Here is a 16405-nt window from a genome sequence, read left to right on the forward strand (position 1 = left end):
CTCGCAACACCTGCGCTTCAGGCGATCTATCTCCCCTATGGGTTACTCCATAGCCGACTTTTGGATAGTCTCCTGCATCTTTCGAAAGGAGGGCTGTCGCAATATAAACAAATCGCTTGCATAATTACGGGCCTGCTACCGTTCGCGGAGATCTGAGGATGGACCGAAATGCAGGCGAACATACGAAAATTCATCTTCGGCGATCTCCAAACGATCGAAGGATATATCGATCCGCCGGATGCTTTGGTGTTCCTGTCGCTCTTGCGATTTCAGACCAAGAAGAGTTTCGGCGGCGGCATCGCCGAAATCGGCGTCTACTACGGCAGATCATATTTCCTGTTGAAGAAGCTGATCGGAGAGAACGGCAGGCTGCTTGCGATCGACTTGTTCGACATGGACGTGCAGCCGAACGGTACGCCCGCTCAGTATCAGCGATTTCTCGATAACGGCAAGAAGTTGGGGCTCCCCGTCGATGAGAACCTCATCATCAAGGGTGACAGCACAGTGCTTCAACCAAGCGAGATTACGGACATGATCGGCGAGGCGCGCTTCTTCAGCATCGACGGCGGCCACATGCTTCGGCATGTGAAGGCGGATAGCGAACTCGCCATGGAAACACTTGCAGATCACGGGATCATCGCCTTCGACGACACGTTCAATCCGGCATGGCCGGAAGTAACGGTCGCAGTTGCAGATTTCCTGCGTGACCAGCAAGGAAAATTCTCCGCCTTCTGCATGACCAAATACAAGACCTATGTCTGCCGTAGCGACTTTCTCGATATCTATTGCCGGGCAATAGCTGAATCTCCCGACCTCAAGGCCTTCGAGCACGTCCGCACGGACTTCCTTGGTTCGACGGCAGTACGATTGAACAATCCCTTGGCCCGCCGAATGGTCTATGAACTCATGAACCATACGGGGATGCGAGCGCTTTCCGAGCGGGTTTACCGCTGATGAAGATCGGACATCCATAAGCAAATTGTAATGCTATAACAGATCCGTGATCTCTTGAATCACGCTTCTGCCGTACTTATCTCATACCCGGATTGGTGTGGGGTCGGGGAACGATCCGCGCCACTTTCGGTTCGCCTCCAGCATGTATCGCTCATTCGAGAGGGAGCCGACAACGTTCGGAAAGGGGTGCTTTATGGCCCGCAATAATTTGCCTTCAATTACCGCCGGCGAAGCCGGTCTCAATCGTTACCTGGATGAGATCCGCAAGTTTCCCATGCTGGAGCCCCAGCAGGAATACATGCTCGCGAAGCGCTATGCCGAGCATGGCGACCGCGACGCCGCGCACAAGCTGGTGACAAGCCATCTGCGTCTCGTGGCAAAGATCGCCATGGGTTATCGCGGCTATGGCCTGCCGATCGGCGAAGTCGTGTCCGAAGGCAATGTCGGCCTCATGCAGGCCGTCAAGAAATTCGACCCGGAGCGCGGCTTCCGCCTGGCGACCTATGCCATGTGGTGGATCAAGGCTTCGATCCAGGAATATATCCTGAGATCCTGGTCGCTCGTGAAAATGGGCACCACCGCCAACCAGAAGCGGCTGTTCTTCAACCTGCGCCGCCTCAAGGGCCGCATTCAGGCCATCGATGAAGGCGACCTGAAGCCCGACCAGGTGAAGGAGATCGCAACGACGCTGAAAGTGTCCGAGGAAGAGGTCATCTCGATGAACCGCCGCCTCTCCGGCGACGCTTCGCTCAATGCCCCGATCCGGGCGAGCGAAGGCGAAGCCGGCCAGTGGCAGGATTGGCTAGTCGATGAGCATGAGACCCAGGAACAGACCCTGATCGAGCAGGACGAGCTGGAAACCCGCCGTCGGATGCTGAGCAAAGCGCTGAGCGTGCTCAACGACCGCGAACGGCGGATTTTTGAGGCCCGCCGGCTTTCCGAAGATCCGGTGACGCTGGAAGAACTCTCGTCCGAGTTCGACATCAGTCGCGAACGCGTCCGGCAGATCGAGGTCCGCGCTTTCGAAAAGGTTCAGGAGGCCGTCCAGAAGGAAGCCCTGGCCCAAGCCACCGCGCTTCGCGTCGTGGACGCCTGACGCCTGATCCGTCAACCCACTACATCCGCAGCCCGCGTGCCAAACTGGCCCGCGGGCTTTTTTGCGCTTACAGCCGCTGAAGCCTGGGCGTTGGCCGTGACCTTCTTCGTCGTCGCCAGTTTGCAATACGCAAATGGCGCGGGAACAACCTGTTCCCGCGCCATTGTCATGGAATATTCGTCGATAAGATGATTGTGCTTACTGGCCCGTCGGAGCCGGTGCCATCTGGGCCCATTCGCGGATCGCCTCGTTGAAAGCCTTTTCGCCTTCAGGCCCCTTCTGAAGGGTCAGCAAGGCGCGGCGGCCATTGCGGTAGGCGACCGGAATGTCGATCCAGTTGCGTGTCCGCAGGAGGTCGAGATTGGTATTGCGCGCATCCGGGAAGTCGTTGAGCGCGATCATGTGAAAGTCGTCGGTGATCTTGGCCGGCACGGCGATGAGCGCATTGCCGCGATCCTGCTCCGTCTGCTTCATTGCGATTCGCTGGACGCTGTCGATCGCGCCACCTTCGAAATCCGGTGGAACGGCGAACACGATCTCGATCAGATGGCTGGCCGGCAGCGACGGGTCGGTATTGCGCTTGAACGTCATCAGCGCCGTCAGACCGCGGCCCGGAATTGTGATCCGTCCCTGAACGACAGGTTCCGGCGGCGCACCATTGGCGCCCGGCTCCCGCTGCAGCGACCAGGAAACAGTGCCGTCAAGTGCCGTCGGCGCCGTCTGGCCGATCCGCTCCTCGTAAAGGAACATCTTTTCCCCGGCAACCGCGGGCGTATCCGCAGGATTGGCGGCAGGAGCCTGTGCCGGAGCGGAAGGAACGGTCGCCGGTGCAGCACCTGTGCTCGGCGCCGGGCTGGCCGGTACGGGGCTTGCTCCATTGGACGCCTGAGCGGCAGGCGCCGGATTGGCCGGAGGCGCGTTCAACTGGGCCACTGACTGGCCCTCGGCATTTTGAGCAAGACCGCCGGTGGCGCCAGGACCTTCGTCCACTTCCTTGCCATCGGGCATCAGCCGCTGCGTGAACTTAGATGGGGCAGCCCCCGAATCGGCCGCAGAAGGAGCGGCGGACGCGGCCGTATTACTGTTCGAAGCAGCAGGCGGCGTCTGTGTTGCCGTCTGCGCCGGTGCGGGCGTGGCCGGCGTCGAAGACTGAGCGGGCTTGGCCTGGTTCGCGGACTGGTCGTTTTTCAGGTCCGGCTGCATCAGGCCTTCCATGACGCCGGTCAGGGCATCGCGGTTCATCCAGATGGCATACCCGCCGCCGCCTAGCAGCACGAGGCCGATAAGGGCAAGCACGATGCCGCTGTAATTGCGTTTGCGCACCGGGGTTACCCGATAGGGCTTTGCCGGCGGCTGCATCAGATCGGAGAGGTCGTCCTCTTCGGTAGCAGTCCGCCTGGCGGCCGGCTCGGATGCGGTGATGTTGTTGTAGCCGATAAGGTCTTCGAGATCGCCCCAAGGATCGCGCTCGGCGTCTTTCGGGGTCTTTGCGCTGGGCTGCTTGGAAACATAATCCGCAAAGGGATCCTCGAAGGCCGGGGCTACGGCTGCGGCAGGGCTAGCGGCGGGCGCGGCATTTGCGGCGGCGGCAAGCTCCGGCAGATCGGCGACGGCGGGCATCCGAACCGCTTCGGCCGTGACATGGGTTTCCTGATCGAAATGCGCTTCGATATTGTCCGCTGAAGGACCGCGCTCGATCGATTCTACCGGGCCGGCCGGTACGAGTTCCGGCACATCGTCCCAGGCTGCTGCAACTTCCGTCGGAGCGACCGGGGCGGGCTCATGCCAGTTCCAGCTTTCGGCCGTTTGTTCAGCCAAATCAGGCGCCTGTTCGGCATGCCAGTCTGTTCCATGCCCGGAAAGATCGGGGGCAACGGGCGCGGCGACCGGTTCGTCTTGGCTCGCATAGGGATTACGGGCGGAATAGGAGAAATCCTCTTCCACCTGTTCCGGAGTGACCGGCAGATCGGAGTGATGATCGACCTCGTAGGTCTCTTCGCGCATGGGAGACACGTCCAGCGCATGATGCTCGTTCCAGGGAGCCTCATGCGTTTCGGCCGGCTCCGGCTCGGCAGGGTGAGCCTCGTAGACGTGCTCGTCATGAACCGCAGGCGCGACGGCCACAGGCTCAGGAAGAGGTTCCGACTCAGGTTCGTGATAGACGACGGGCGCAGACGGCGCCTGCTCCGGCTCGTCGCGGTAGTAACGGCTATGATCTTCGTCCACCGGAACGACTGCCGGTGCAGCCGCGACGACAGGCTCTTCATAGACAGGCGCCTGCTGGTCAGGCTCGGCATAGTGCACCGGTTCGGGCGCCGCCACGGGCGCCACGAAAGCTCCCTCCGCCGGCGTCGAGGCTTCCTGATGTTCCGTTTCGACTTCTTCGATGGCTGCCTGAAGCTTGTCCATCTGCCGGCGCAGCATTTCTTCCGGCGGGCGGGGCTTCATGTTCTCGAGCTGCCGCTGGACGGCGCCGCGGGCCTTCTCATACACTTTCGCGCGCGTCTCCGGCGTGTTCGTCGCCAGTCCGTCGACAGCGCGGCGGATCACCGCTACAAAATCAGCCATCAGCACTTTCTCATGGTCGCCGGCTGTTCACCGGCCGAATGAATAATCAGTTCCTGACTTTAGTCTTCAAATGGGTCAGTCACAAGTATCGTGTCTTCCCGCTCCGGGCTGGTGGAAAGTAGGGCGACCGGCGCGCCGATCAATTCCTCGACCTGCCGCACATATTTGATCGCCTGCGCAGGCAGATCTGCCCATTTGCGAGCGCCGACGGTCGATTCCTTCCAGCCTTCGAGCGTGATGTAGATGGGCTCGACCCGTGCCTGTGCACTCTGACTTGCCGGCAGGTAATCGATCTCCTGGCCGTCGAGCTTGTAGGCGACGCAGATCTTCAGCTCGTCCAGGCCGTCCAGAACGTCGAGCTTGGTCAGTGCGATACCTGTAATGCCCGAGGTCTTCACCGTCTGGCGCACGAGAACCGAATCGAACCAGCCGCAACGACGCGGGCGGCCGGTATTGACGCCGACTTCACGCCCGACCGTGGACAAGTGCTTGCCGACCTCGTCGTGCAGCTCGCAAGGGAAAGGGCCCTCTCCAACGCGGGTCGTATAGGCCTTGGTGATGCCGAGTACATAGCCGATAGCCGTCGGGCCGAGGCCCGAGCCCGCGGACGCCTGGCCGGCAACCGTATTGGAGGAGGTGACGAAGGGATAGGTGCCGTGGTCGTTGTCGAGAAGCGCGCCCTGTGCCCCTTCGAACAGGATGCGAGCGCCCGCCTTGCGCTGGTCGTCGAGAACGCGCCAGACCTGGTCGACATAGGGAAGGATCTGCGCGGCAACGTCGGCAAGCTCCTTCTCGATGGATTCGACCGAGATTTCCGGCAGGCCCAGTCCGCGCCGCAGGGCGTTATGGTGGGTCAGCAGGCGGTCGATCTTCGCGGGCAGCGTATCAGGATCGGCAAGGTCGATGACGCGGATCGCGCGGCGCCCGACCTTGTCCTCGTAAGCCGGGCCGATGCCGCGACGGGTCGTGCCGATTTTCGTGCCATTGTTGGAGGCTGCATCCTCGCGGAATCCGTCGAGATCGCGATGCAGCGAAAGGATGAGCGGCGCATTGTCGGCGATGCGCAGGATTTCCGGCGTGACCGCGACCCCCTGCCCGCGCAGCTTCTCGACTTCGGCAACGAAGTGATGCGGATCGACCACGACGCCGTTGCCGATAACGCTGAGCTTGCCGCGCACGAGGCCGGATGGCAGCAGCGCGAGCTTGTAGCTCACACCGTCGATGACCAGCGTATGGCCGGCGTTGTGGCCGCCCTGATAGCGGACGATCACATCGGCGCGTTCAGAGAGCCAATCGACAATCTTGCCTTTGCCCTCGTCACCCCATTGCGAACCAACCACGACTACGTTCGTCATCTTGTTTTCCTGCTCCCGGCCAAAGCTTACGCAACCAGGCACCCGCCGCGGATCCGACCGCCAAGCTCGAGCGCCACTTCTTGCACATTATAATCCGGAGCCCAAAAAGCTCCCGCCTGTGCAAACGGGCGCATCTATAATGCCTTGGCGGAAGGAAAGCGACCGCTTTGTGACTATGCAAGGGTTTTTGCGTGACAAAAGGGCAAAGGACACGATATTGCGCGCCCGACGGATCACGTTCGCCTGTAAGGCATCAACGGGAGCAGCTTTTGCAGAAGACAGCCTATATCTGCCTGATCATAGCAACGCTGTGCTGGGGCGGCAATGCCGTGGCCGGGAAGATGGCAGTGGGCCATATCAGCCCGATGATGCTGACATTCTGGAGATGGTTCCTGGCGAGCGGCCTGATCTTTGCAATTTCGGTGCCTCAGCTCATCAGGGACTGGCACGTCGCCCGCCGGCATCTGCCTCTACTGTGTTTCTATGGAATCGTCGGCTATACCACCTTCAACGCCGTCCTCTACTCCGCGCTCAAATATACGACCGCGATCAACGTGACGATCGAGCAGGCGGCGATCCCAATGACAATCTTCTTCATTAACTTCGTCTTTTTCCGCATGAAAGTGTCGCTTGCCCAGATAATGGGCTTTGCGCTGACATTGACTGGCGTGGCGTTGACCGCCGCCCACGGAGACCTGGCGTCCCTGCTACAGCTCACCCTCAACTTCGGCGACGCCCTGATGATCATCGCGATCGTCGCTTATGCGGTCTACACGGTATCGCTGCGCTGGAAGCCTCCCATCCATTGGCGTAGCCTGATGGCGCTGCCGGCCTTCTTCGCATTTCTGACGACGATCCCGCTTCTGGCGTGGGAATGGTCTGCCGGCAACGTTCTCTGGCCCGACACCAAGGGCTGGATGATTGCCATCTACACCGCCGTCTTCGCGTCACTGATCGCGCAGATCCTCTACATATTCGGAGTGGAACGCATCGGCGGCAACCGTGCGGGCCTCTTCATCAACCTCGTGCCGGTCTTCGGCATGCTCCTGTCCGTCGCTATCCTGGGCGAAGACCTGCAGACCTTCCACGTCGTCGCGCTGGTGCTGGCCCTCAGCGGCATCACGATCGCCGAATGGGGAAAACCCGCCGCTGCCTGAAGGCAGAGCGGGCTTTCTACGGTCGACACGGTTCAGATACTGATGGCATCAACCGGAGCGAAAGGCGCCGAAACCTGAACCGGCTCGCTGCCGCTGAAGTCCACCAGCGGGGCGTCATTGCCAAGAACGATCTCGCCTTGCCTGCTCGATACCACCAGAACGCGTTCGATCCGGCCTTCGGCGGTCACGGCATAGGCAATCCGCATCCGGTCCTTCGACCAGCCCATGGCCTGCAACTGGTCGCGTTTGATATCGGCGCAGTCGAAGCAGGTCTTGGCCTGCATATCTGTCGCCGCAGCCTGGTCGAAGCCGCCGAGATAGGTGTCGAGATCGGCAATCGTGCCGTTGACCCCGGAGTTGACGCCCAGCAATTCCTGCCGCTGATCAAGAGACAGGATCTCGGATCCAAGCGTCTGCCGGGGCTCTAAATGGTTCTGCGCAAGCTGGACATGAACCGCAGGGGCCATGGCAAGAGCGCGGGCAAAACCGCCGGCGCCGGCCGCATGGGATTCCTTGCCGGAAATGAGAGCGGTGAGAATGACTGCGGAAATGATGAGCTTCTTGATCATCGGACTGCACCCTGTTGCTCGGCGGACTTGATTGCCGCTTTGTTTCTTCATGGCACAACCATACTCAGCCACGTTTTCCCGCCGCTTAAGTGAAAAGGTGCAATTTTATTGAAATCCACTTTTTTCCCGAACCGGGACACCGCGAGGGCTGCGCGTTCAACACCCACGAAGACGTTGCCCGTTAAAGTTTTCGTTAATTTTTACGCTTAGTATGGTTTCAAACCGAGAGATCGAGCGATGCGTAATGCGTTTTTCATCGCCCTTCTGGCGCTGTCTCTGTCCGCCTGCGCCTCCGCACCGAGCCGCATCACGGACGCTTGCGCCATTTTTTCCCAGCGCGACGGGCTGTTCAACAACTGGGCGCGCGACGCGAAATCGGCGGCGCGGGAGTATGGCGTGCCTGTACCGATTCTCATGGCGACCATCTATGTGGAGTCCGGCTTCCAGGCGCGGGCCAAGCCGCCGCGCAAATACGTCCTCGGCTTTATTCCCTGGGGCCGCATCTCCTCCGCTTACGGCTATGCGCAGGCGCTGGACGGCACATGGGCGACCTATCAGAGGCAGACCGGGCGCTGGGGCGCGAGCCGCAGCGACTTCGGCGATGCAGTCCGTTTCGTCGCCTGGTATCACAACCAGAGCCATGTCCGGAACGGCATCCCTCTCAACGACAGCTACAATCTCTACCTTGCCTACTATACCGGCCAGGCAGGCTATGCTCGCGGCGACTTCGGCGGCGGCGTCAAACGGACTGCACAGAAATCGGCCGGGATGGCGCAGCGCTACGAGGAACAGCTCAGAGGCTGCGGTTACTGATTTCCGCATACTCTGAGCCTGACATCCAAGGATGGGCCTCAGGCGCCGTAAGGCGTCATGAACGTCTTGATCGCCTCGATCTCGTTCGGGCGGATCTCGTGGCCGCCGGGATGCCATTCCAGCATGACCTTGTCGCCCTGCCGCTTGAAGTAATCCGAAAGCTCGACTGTGAGCGGCACGGGGCAGATCGGGTCGCGCTCGCCGGCGGTGATCAGCACATGCGCCTTGGCGTCGATGCTCCGATCGGCAGGCTTGAACGGGATCAGCGGGTGCATCAGCACACCCGCCTCGAACAGGCCCGGCCTTTCGATCATGATATTGGCAAGGATATTCGCGCCGTTGGAAAAGCCGAGGCCAAGCACGGTGGATGATTCGTACTTCTGGCGGTTCGCCTCCGCAAACTCGCTCATCCGGGCAGTTGCCCGCGCAAGGTCGTCGCAGTCGTAGATCCCTTCCGCCGTGCGACGGAAGAAGCGGGCGGCTCCATGCTCCGAAACATCGCCGCGCGGCGACACGATCGTCGCGCCCGGCAGCAGCCGCGAACCGAAATCGAAGAACTGGTTTTCGTCGCCGCCCGTGCCGTGAAAGACGAACAGGATGGGCGCACCGGGAGCACCGGGCCGCACCCGGTGCACATAACTGTCGTGGCTCATGTCTTTTCTCCTGAAAGCGGTTATGCCAGCGGTTCCAGATGCTTCTCGAGCTCCGCCCGCAGATGCGCGTGCTGCATCGGCAGCTTCAGTGCTTCGCCCAGGTGCGCCGTATCCTCATCCCGGTCAAAACCGGGTTCGTTGGTGGCGATCTCGAACAGGATGCCGCCCGGCGTGCGGAAATAGATTGCCCAGAAATAGTCGCGGTCGATCACCGGGGTGACCTGATAACCGGTATCCATCAGTGCCTTGCGGACTTCGAGCTGCTTCTCGCGGTTTTCGACCGAAAAGGCGATGTGATGGACGGAGCCGGCACCGAGCTTGGCACTGCTGATGTTCGGCATGGTTTCGAGATCGATCAGGTCCGCGCCGTTGCCGCCGGGGATGGCAAGCCGAGTTACGCCGTCCTTATGGTCCACCGGTTGATAACCCATGAACTTGAGAAGCTCTGCCGTCGCACCTTCGTCCCGCAACCGCAGGGCCGCCGAATGGAAGCCGCGGATCGCGTGATCCTCGCTGATCCCATTGCCGGTGAAGCTCTTGCGCGGATCGTCCTTGATCTCCACCAGCGCGAAGCCGTCCCCGTCCGGGCCGGCGAAATGCAGCTGCTTTTCGCCGAATGCGCTGTCTGCCTTGAGACCTTCCACGCCTGCCTTGGTCAGGCGGTCGGTCCAGTAGCCGAGCGAGCCGTCCGGAACGGAGAACAGCGTGGTGCCAACCTCGCCCGTGCCCTGGCGACCGCGGGCAATATGCGGGAACGGGAAATAGGTCATGACGGAGCCGGGCGAGCCGACTTCATCGCCATAATAGAGATGGTAGACATCCGGCGCGTCGAAATTGACGGTCTTCTTGACCCGGCGCAGGCCGAGCGTGTCAGTGAAGAACGCGTTGTTGGTGCTGGCCTTCCCGGCCATGGAGGTGATGTGGTGCAGGCCCTTGATCTGGTCGATCATAATCTTAAACCCTTTCTTGAGAACCGCGATTGCGGCCTCGTCTGGGTCAATATTTGGGCTATGCCAGGCCGCTTGGATAGAAGGCACCATCCGAACGGATTGTTCACAAGGTGAAGACGAACATCCTCTTGTCGTTCACTGATCGGCAACCGGCGGCAGGCGCCAGTCGATCGGTTCCTTTCCGCGGGAGATCAGAAAATCGTTCGCTTTGGAAAAGTGTCGCGAGCCGAAGAAGCCGTTATGGGCAGACAGCGGCGACGGATGCGGCGCCTTCAGGACGAGATGCTTGCTCTGGTCCACGAAAGCCGCCTTCTTCTGAGCATAGGACCCCCAGAGCATGAAGACGACACCATTGCAGCGGTCGTTCACCATGCGGATGACGGCATCGGTAAAGCGCTCCCAGCCATGGCCCTGATGGGCTGCGGCCTTTCCTTCTTCCACGGTCAGCACGCTGTTCAAGAGCAACACCCCCTGACGCGCCCAATGTTCCAGAAAACCGTGGCGAGCAGGCTCGATCCCGAGATCGGTCTGCATCTCCTTGTAGATGTTGACGAGCGACGGCGGAATGCGCGTCCCCGGCCGCACACTGAAGCAGAGACCGTGCGCCTGGCCAAAACCGTGATAGGGGTCCTGCCCCAGGATCACCACCTTCACCGCATCGAGCGGCGTCAGGTCCAGCGCGCGAAAATATTCCGAGCCCTTAGGGAAGATCCGCTTTCCCGCCTCCTTTTCGGACAGAAGGAACCGGCGCAATTCGCCCATATAAGGGTCGGAGAATTCGGCGCCGAGCGCCGTTTTCCAACTCTCCTCGAGCTTGACCTCGCTGTCCGTCATGCGGTCGCCGCCTTTATTGTAGCACGTGGTTGGAACGGGAATGCCAATCCCAGGCGGAGCGGATGATGTCGTGCAGGGAATATTTTGGCTCCCAGCCCAGCACGGCCCGCGCTTTCTCGTTGTCCGCCACAAGCGAGGTGGAATCTCCTTCGCGCCGGCCGACATATTCGACCGGGAAAGGCTTGCCCGAAACATCCGAGATCGCCGACAGCAGTTCCTTGACCGTCGTGCCTGTCCCGGTGCCGAGATTGAGCTCCACCGTCTCTCCGCCTTCAAGCAGATAGTCCACTGCCCGCACATGCGCGTCGGCCAGATCGAGCACGTGGATATAGTCTCTCACACAAGTGCCGTCGCGCGTGTCGTAGTCGTCGCCGAACACCTTGAAGCCTTGGCGCCGGCCAAGCGCCGCTTCGATTGCCAGCGGAATGGCATGCGTTTCAGGTGTATGCCATTCTCCGATCCGGCCTTCGAAATCCGCACCAGCCGCATTGAAATAGCGCAGCATCACGGACTTGAGGTCCTTGTAGGTCCCGTAATCCTTGAGCGCCTGTTCGATGATGAACTTGGTACGGCCGTAAGGGTTGATCGGTGCCTGCTTGTGCGTTTCGTCCATCGGCACGCGGTCGGGAAGGCCATAGGTAGCGCAGGTCGAGGAAAACACGAAAGCCTTGATGCCCGCATCGATCGCCGCCGAAAGAAGCGTCAGGGCGCCGATGACATTGTTGTCGTAGAAGGCGACCGGGTTCTTCACCGACTCGCCCACTTCGATCAGTGCTGCGAAATGCAGAACCGCATCCGGCTTATGCTTGGCGAAGACTTCATTGAGGCGCGCGCGGTCGCGAATATCGCCCTGTTCCAGCTCGCCCCAACGGACGAATTCCGCGTGACCATTGGAAAGATTGTCGAAAACGACGGGCTCATAGCCCCGCTCCGCCAGAACGAGACATGTATGGGAGCCGATATATCCAGCTCCACCGACTACGAGTACCTTCTTTTTCGACATCGTCTCCCCGATCGGTTATGAATCCGGCGGAACTATAGCGGCCGTCCGGCAAATGGAAAGGGTCGGCGCTGAGAAGCGGTGGCAACCTTGAATTCAGTAGCACCGAGTGCTACGTTGTGCCATGGGGGATTCGAGTATTCAAAACGGCTTGGTTTGCAAAAGCGGCAAGGAAGGCTGCGATAGCAGATCGGGACCTATGCAAAGCCATCGATCAAGTGACGCTTGGACAGGCCGATGATCTGGGCGGCGGCGTCTTCAAGAAAAGGCTTAACAACAATCGCCATAGATCAATCATCTTGGCCAAGGGTGACGCATTCTGGATCTATGCTTTTCTTTTCGCGAAGCAGGATCGAGCCAATATCGATGAAGACGAGTTGGCTGCGTTCAGAAAGTTGGTCGATCTTTATCGAAGAAAGACAACCGAAGCCATCGAGGCGGAATTGAAAAACGGCGCACTGGTGGAGATTTGCAATGGCGAATAAGCGGAAATTCAAAAGCGATGCGTTCGAGGCGATCCACAGCGCGGTGGAAGGCATGTACGATGCCGGGACCATTGACAAGGAGACGATGAGAACGTTCGACGAGACTTGCCTTTCTGTACCCTTCGAAATGGCGCCGGGTGAAATCAAGGCTTTGCGGGAAGACAATCGCATCAGCCAACCGGTCTTCGCCCGCTATTTGAACACGAGCGAATCCACGGTGCAGAAATGGGAGAGCGGTGCGAAGCGTCCGAGTGGCCCGGCGCTGAAATTGCTCGATATCGTCCGCAGGCATGGGCTTCGGGTATTGTCCTGATCTCGATGCCGGAGATCAATCATGCGCATCGTCCTCCTGCTTCTCGGCTGGCTCTTCGTAGGCCTCGGCGTGATCGGTGCCTTCCTGCCCGTCATGCCGACGACGCCCTTTCTTCTGCTCGCGGTGGCCTGTTTCGCCCGTTCCTCGCCGCGGCTTGAGGCATGGCTGATGAACCATAGGCAGTTCGGCCCGCCACTGCGGAACTGGCGGGAAAGAGGCGCAATCTCGACGAGGGCGAAGGTCATGGCGATCTCGCTCATGGCCCTAAGCTATGCCGCCTTCTGGTTCGGCACATCGCCGCCCTTCTGGCGCGCCGTGCTTGTGGCGGCTGTCATGATCGCGCCCGCGATCTTCATGCTGACACGCCCGAGTGCATAGACGTTATCGTAGCCGCAAGTTCAGCGGTGCCGTGATTGCGGCAGCACGTAAGGAATGTGGCTTGGCGGAAGCCGGCCGACGGCTCCCGTAATGCCATAGACGCTGGCGATAACGTCGTCCTGAACGGTTTCGAGACAGGGACCCTCCGCGACCATCCTGCCATGGTTGAGCACAACCAAACGGTCGGCGAACTCGGCTGTAAGGTTGAGGTCGTGCAGGATGGCAAGCACCATGCCGCCAGCGGCTGCGAAATCCCGGGCGATCTCGAGCACGGCGATCTGATGGCCGAGATCGAGGCTGGCCGTCGGCTCATCGAGAAACAGCGCACGCGGCACACCACTCACGACCGGCTGTGGCACCTGCGCAAGAGCGCGCGCGAACTGAACGCGTTGCTGCTCGCCGCCCGACAGCGAGGGATAAGGTCGGTTCTCGAAACCGCGCAGGCCGACGCGAGCCAGGGCCTTGCGTGCCTCCGCGGTCGGGTTCATCGCCCCTTGAGCCACCGCACCCATGCGCACGATCTCGAGCGCCGAGAACGGAAACGCAAGCTGTGTCGCCTGCGGCAGCACGGCACGTAGTCTGGCCAGTGCGGCCGGTTTTTGAGAACTGCCCGCGCTATCCGCATAGGTGACAGATCCCGTATCCGGGATCAGTTCGCCACAGAGAACCTTGAGAAGCGTCGATTTTCCGGCGCCGTTCGGGCCGATGACGGCGGTGAACAATCCGGGCGTCAGCGTGATGCTGACATCGTCCACCAGCTTGCGGCCTGAGCGGGTGACGGTGATGTTGTGTGCACGGATCATGGCAGTTCCCGCATGCCCATGCCGCCCCGTCCCAGAAGCAGGAAGAGGAAGACAGGGGCGCCGAACAAGGCAGTGATGACGCCGATCGGCAGTTCCGCTGGCGCCGCGACGGTTCGCGCCACGCTGTCGGCGATCAGCAGTAGCGCAGCGCCACCGAGCGCAGAGCCCGGCAGCAGAAAGCGGTGCGACGGCCCCATGGCAAGCCGCAGCAAATGCGGAACAACGATGCCGACGAAGCCGATCGATCCTGCAACCGCGACCGTGGAGCCGCAGGCAGCGGCGACTGCCACGATGACGAGGCGCTTCAGGCGCTGTACCGGAATACCCATGTGGAAGGCTGCAGCGTCGCCCAGAACCAGAGCATCGAGCCCGCGCGCAACGAAGGGCATGATGGCAAGCACAGCGATGATAAAGGGGAGGATGGACATGACGCGCCCGAAGGTCGCCCCGCCCAGCGAACCAAGGCTCCAGAAGGTGATGTCGCGCAACTGCCGGTCGTCTGCCATGACGATCATGAGGCCCATCAACGCACCCGTCAGGGCGCCGATCGCGATACCGGACAGGATGAGGCCTGTCGTGGAGGTGCGTCCGTCACGCGTTGCGATGACATAGAGCAGCCACGTGTTGAACAGGCCGCCAAAGAAGGCCATGAGCGGAAGAAACTGATTGCCGAGCAGCATGGCGAAAGGCGCCAGCAGGCCATTGCCGAAGATGATGGCCGCGACCGCCGCAAGTCCAGCGCCGGACGTGACCCCGACAATGCCCGGATCGGCAAGCGGGTTGCGGAACAGGCCCTGCATCATCGCGCCGGAAACGGCGAGCCCCATGCCGACCAACAGGCCGAGCGCCGTACGCGGCAGCCGCACGGCTTCAAGAATGACCCGCTCCTGGGTGGAAAGGCTGGCGGCATTGCCGCTGGCATAGGCCCATAGATCTGCGAGGCCGACGCCGGTTGGTCCAACTCCGAGCGAAACGACACAGGCAAGGACGAGAAGCAGTGCCAGAAGAACGAGCACCAGCACACCCTGCCGGTTCCTGTCACCATTGGCCGCCGGACGCAGAGCCATGGCCAGCGCCCTTCCCATCAGTTGATGGCTTCCGGATAGATCTGCGCGGCCAGAGCGCGGGCCGCTTGCGGCGTACGGGGACCGAAGCCGAGGAGCAGGAGACCGTCCATCGATACGAGTGCATTGTTTGCGGCGGCGGGGGTTGTCTGCATCGAAGGCAGCGCGAACATCTGCTCCGGCTTTATCCTATGGTCGCCACTCGCGGACATGGAGAGGATCACCTCGGGTTGTGCCGCAATTACAGCCTCGTCGGACAGCGGCTTGTAGCCCGTTATGCTTGGTGCTGCATTAACGCCGCCGGCAAGCTCGATAATGGCACCCGCTTCCGTATCGCCGCCGCCTGCCATGATCCGGCCGTTGGAAAGCGACAGCACGAACAGCACCTTCTTCTTGGGCGCAGGCACTTTAGCAACCTCCGCCGCGAGCTTCGCCAGGTCCTGCTCCGTCTGCGCAGCAAGCGTTTCGGCTTGGGAAGACAATCCCACCGCAGCCCCAACGTCGCGGATCTTGGTGCCGATCTTGGCAGCATCGGGCGGTGTCGGGATGACCACGACGGGAATCTCGCTGGCTTTCAGAATATCCAGTACGGGCGGCGGGCCGGAACCTTCCTCCATCAGGATCAGGTCCGGCTTCTGACCAAGAATACCTTCCGCCGACAACGCCCGCATATAGCCGACATCAGGCTTGGTAACTGCGTCCGCGGGAAACGTGCTGGTGGAATCGCGAGCGACAATGCGGTCTTGAGCGCCGAGGTCGTAGAGGATCTCGGTGATCGTCCCGCCTATGGAGACGATCCGCTGTGCCTGGGGATTTGCTTTGTCCGAGGCATTGCTCGACACGGCCATCGAGCCGGCGCCCATAAGAACGGCCGCAAACAAAGCCCGGGATCCCCAAAACGCTGTCATAGTCCCTACCTCTTCCTTGCCTGAAGCATCAGCCGGATGCGATGATCGGCATCGCACGGCTCATAACTTGAGTTGACTAGACAAGTTTTTTCCGCTTTTCAAGGGATGGGCAAAGATATCTTGAGCCTGAAATGCAACTTTGGTGAGGGACCTACCATGTATATCGCGATGAACCGTTTCCGGGTCGTTCCGGGTTTTGAAGAGGCCTTCGAGGCCATGTGGCGCAGCCGCCAGGGCCGGCTTGCCGAGATGCCGGGTTACATCGAATTCCACATGTTGAAGGGCCCGAAGGCAGAGGATCACACCCTCTACGCATCTCACACAGTCTGGGAAACGTTCGAGGACTTCCAGACCTGGACGAAGTCGGATCAGTTTCGGACGGCGCATGCCAAGGCCGGCGAAAATCGCGGCAAGATCGAGTATCTGTCCGGACCGCAGTTCGAGGGTTTCGAAGTCATCATTCATGAAGACAAGCACGGCGCACGCGCCGACGCCGCGTGAGCCC

Annotated in this window: 17 protein-coding genes and 1 pseudogene; 8 read left to right on the forward strand and 10 right to left on the reverse strand. The window is 60.8% G+C overall.

Annotation, left to right across the window (positions count from 1 at the left end):
- Positions 1 to 168 precede the first annotated feature (168 nt).
- On the forward strand, positions 169 to 954 hold the full coding sequence (locus tag EPK99_RS10130) for a class I SAM-dependent methyltransferase (protein WP_128442900.1): 786 nt from the start codon (positions 169 to 171) through the stop codon (positions 952 to 954).
- Positions 955 to 1147: 193 nt separating this feature from the next.
- Entirely contained in the window at positions 1148 to 2050 is a 903-nt protein-coding gene (gene rpoH, locus EPK99_RS10135) for an RNA polymerase sigma factor RpoH (RefSeq protein ID WP_128442901.1), read from the forward strand.
- A 198-nt stretch (positions 2051 to 2248) separates the two neighbouring features.
- Here rpoH and EPK99_RS10140 read toward each other — a convergent pair whose 3' ends face one another.
- Together EPK99_RS10140 and EPK99_RS10145 are read right to left on the reverse strand one after the other, a co-directional pair.
- A complete protein-coding gene (locus EPK99_RS10140) occupies positions 2249 to 4618 on the reverse strand; it encodes a hypothetical protein (RefSeq protein ID WP_128442902.1) in 2370 nt (789 codons plus the stop codon).
- A 59-nt stretch (positions 4619 to 4677) separates the two neighbouring features.
- Positions 4678 to 5973 (reverse strand): adenylosuccinate synthase, encoded by a 1296-nt coding sequence (locus tag EPK99_RS10145; protein WP_128442903.1) that lies wholly within the window; start codon positions 5971 to 5973, stop codon positions 4678 to 4680.
- A gap of 269 nt (positions 5974 to 6242) precedes the next feature.
- On the opposite strand from EPK99_RS10145, the gene EPK99_RS10150 reads away from it, so the two are divergent.
- Positions 6243 to 7130 (forward strand): DMT family transporter, encoded by an 888-nt coding sequence (locus EPK99_RS10150; RefSeq protein WP_128442904.1) that lies wholly within the window; start codon positions 6243 to 6245, stop codon positions 7128 to 7130.
- 32 nt (positions 7131 to 7162) lie between these two features.
- Here EPK99_RS10150 and EPK99_RS10155 read toward each other — a convergent pair whose 3' ends face one another.
- Complete coding sequence (locus tag EPK99_RS10155) at positions 7163 to 7699, reverse strand: transglutaminase-like cysteine peptidase (RefSeq protein ID WP_164901746.1); 537 nt, start codon at positions 7697 to 7699, stop codon at positions 7163 to 7165.
- A gap of 237 nt (positions 7700 to 7936) precedes the next feature.
- Between EPK99_RS10155 and EPK99_RS10160 the strand changes: the two genes are divergently transcribed.
- Positions 7937 to 8512 (forward strand): transglycosylase SLT domain-containing protein, encoded by a 576-nt coding sequence (locus EPK99_RS10160; protein WP_128442906.1) that lies wholly within the window; start codon positions 7937 to 7939, stop codon positions 8510 to 8512.
- A 38-nt stretch (positions 8513 to 8550) separates the two neighbouring features.
- On the opposite strand, the gene EPK99_RS10165 is transcribed toward EPK99_RS10160, so the two are convergent.
- The 4 genes from EPK99_RS10165 to galE all read right to left on the reverse strand — a co-directional run bounded on the left by EPK99_RS10165 (position 8551) and on the right by galE (position 11952).
- Positions 8551 to 9165, reverse strand: a complete 615-nt coding sequence (locus EPK99_RS10165) for an alpha/beta hydrolase (protein ID WP_128442907.1) — start codon at positions 9163 to 9165, stop codon at positions 8551 to 8553.
- A gap of 20 nt (positions 9166 to 9185) precedes the next feature.
- Entirely contained in the window at positions 9186 to 10115 is a 930-nt protein-coding gene (locus EPK99_RS10170) for a VOC family protein (RefSeq protein WP_128442908.1), read from the reverse strand.
- 135 nt (positions 10116 to 10250) lie between these two features.
- Positions 10251 to 10949 carry a uracil-DNA glycosylase gene (ung, locus tag EPK99_RS10175; protein ID WP_128442909.1) on the reverse strand — a complete coding sequence of 233 codons (699 nt, stop codon included), beginning with the start codon at positions 10947 to 10949 and terminating at the stop codon, positions 10251 to 10253.
- 13 nt (positions 10950 to 10962) lie between these two features.
- A complete protein-coding gene (galE, locus tag EPK99_RS10180) occupies positions 10963 to 11952 on the reverse strand; it encodes a UDP-glucose 4-epimerase GalE (RefSeq protein ID WP_128442910.1) in 990 nt (329 codons plus the stop codon).
- Between the two features lie 116 nt (positions 11953 to 12068).
- Between galE and EPK99_RS10185 the strand changes: the two genes are divergently transcribed.
- The 3 genes from EPK99_RS10185 to EPK99_RS10195 are packed head-to-tail and all read left to right on the forward strand — an operon-like array spanning position 12069 to position 13125.
- The gene (locus EPK99_RS10185) at positions 12069 to 12434 is read left to right on the forward strand and encodes a type II toxin-antitoxin system RelE/ParE family toxin (RefSeq protein ID WP_128442911.1); all 366 of its coding nucleotides are present in this window, start codon (positions 12069 to 12071) and stop codon (positions 12432 to 12434) included.
- Positions 12424 to 12747: a helix-turn-helix domain-containing protein gene (locus EPK99_RS10190; protein WP_128442912.1), complete on the forward strand. Its 324-nt coding sequence runs from the start codon at positions 12424 to 12426 to the stop codon at positions 12745 to 12747. Before EPK99_RS10185 ends, EPK99_RS10190 begins: the two co-directional genes overlap by 11 nt.
- A gap of 21 nt (positions 12748 to 12768) precedes the next feature.
- On the forward strand, positions 12769 to 13125 hold the full coding sequence (locus EPK99_RS10195) for a YbaN family protein (RefSeq protein ID WP_128442913.1): 357 nt from the start codon (positions 12769 to 12771) through the stop codon (positions 13123 to 13125).
- 20 nt (positions 13126 to 13145) lie between these two features.
- Here the strand turns inward: EPK99_RS10195 and EPK99_RS10200 are convergent.
- From EPK99_RS10200 to EPK99_RS10210, 3 genes and pseudogenes are all read right to left on the reverse strand, one after another.
- Positions 13146 to 13895 (reverse strand): annotated as a pseudogene (locus EPK99_RS10200) (heme ABC transporter ATP-binding protein); the annotation flags it as partial.
- A 29-nt stretch (positions 13896 to 13924) separates the two neighbouring features.
- A complete protein-coding gene (locus EPK99_RS10205; RefSeq protein ID WP_425374184.1) occupies positions 13925 to 14995 on the reverse strand; it encodes a FecCD family ABC transporter permease in 1071 nt (356 codons plus the stop codon).
- 17 nt (positions 14996 to 15012) lie between these two features.
- The gene (locus tag EPK99_RS10210) at positions 15013 to 15900 is read right to left on the reverse strand and encodes a heme/hemin ABC transporter substrate-binding protein (protein WP_128442916.1); all 888 of its coding nucleotides are present in this window, start codon (positions 15898 to 15900) and stop codon (positions 15013 to 15015) included.
- 156 nt (positions 15901 to 16056) lie between these two features.
- On the opposite strand from EPK99_RS10210, the gene hmuQ reads away from it, so the two are divergent.
- Positions 16057 to 16401 (forward strand): heme-degrading protein HmuQ, encoded by a 345-nt coding sequence (gene hmuQ / locus EPK99_RS10215; RefSeq protein ID WP_128442917.1) that lies wholly within the window; start codon positions 16057 to 16059, stop codon positions 16399 to 16401.
- Positions 16402 to 16405 lie beyond the last annotated feature (4 nt).

It is taken from the genome of Neorhizobium lilium, assembly GCF_004053875.1.
GTDB classification, from domain to species: Bacteria; Pseudomonadota; Alphaproteobacteria; order Rhizobiales; family Rhizobiaceae; genus Neorhizobium; species Neorhizobium lilii.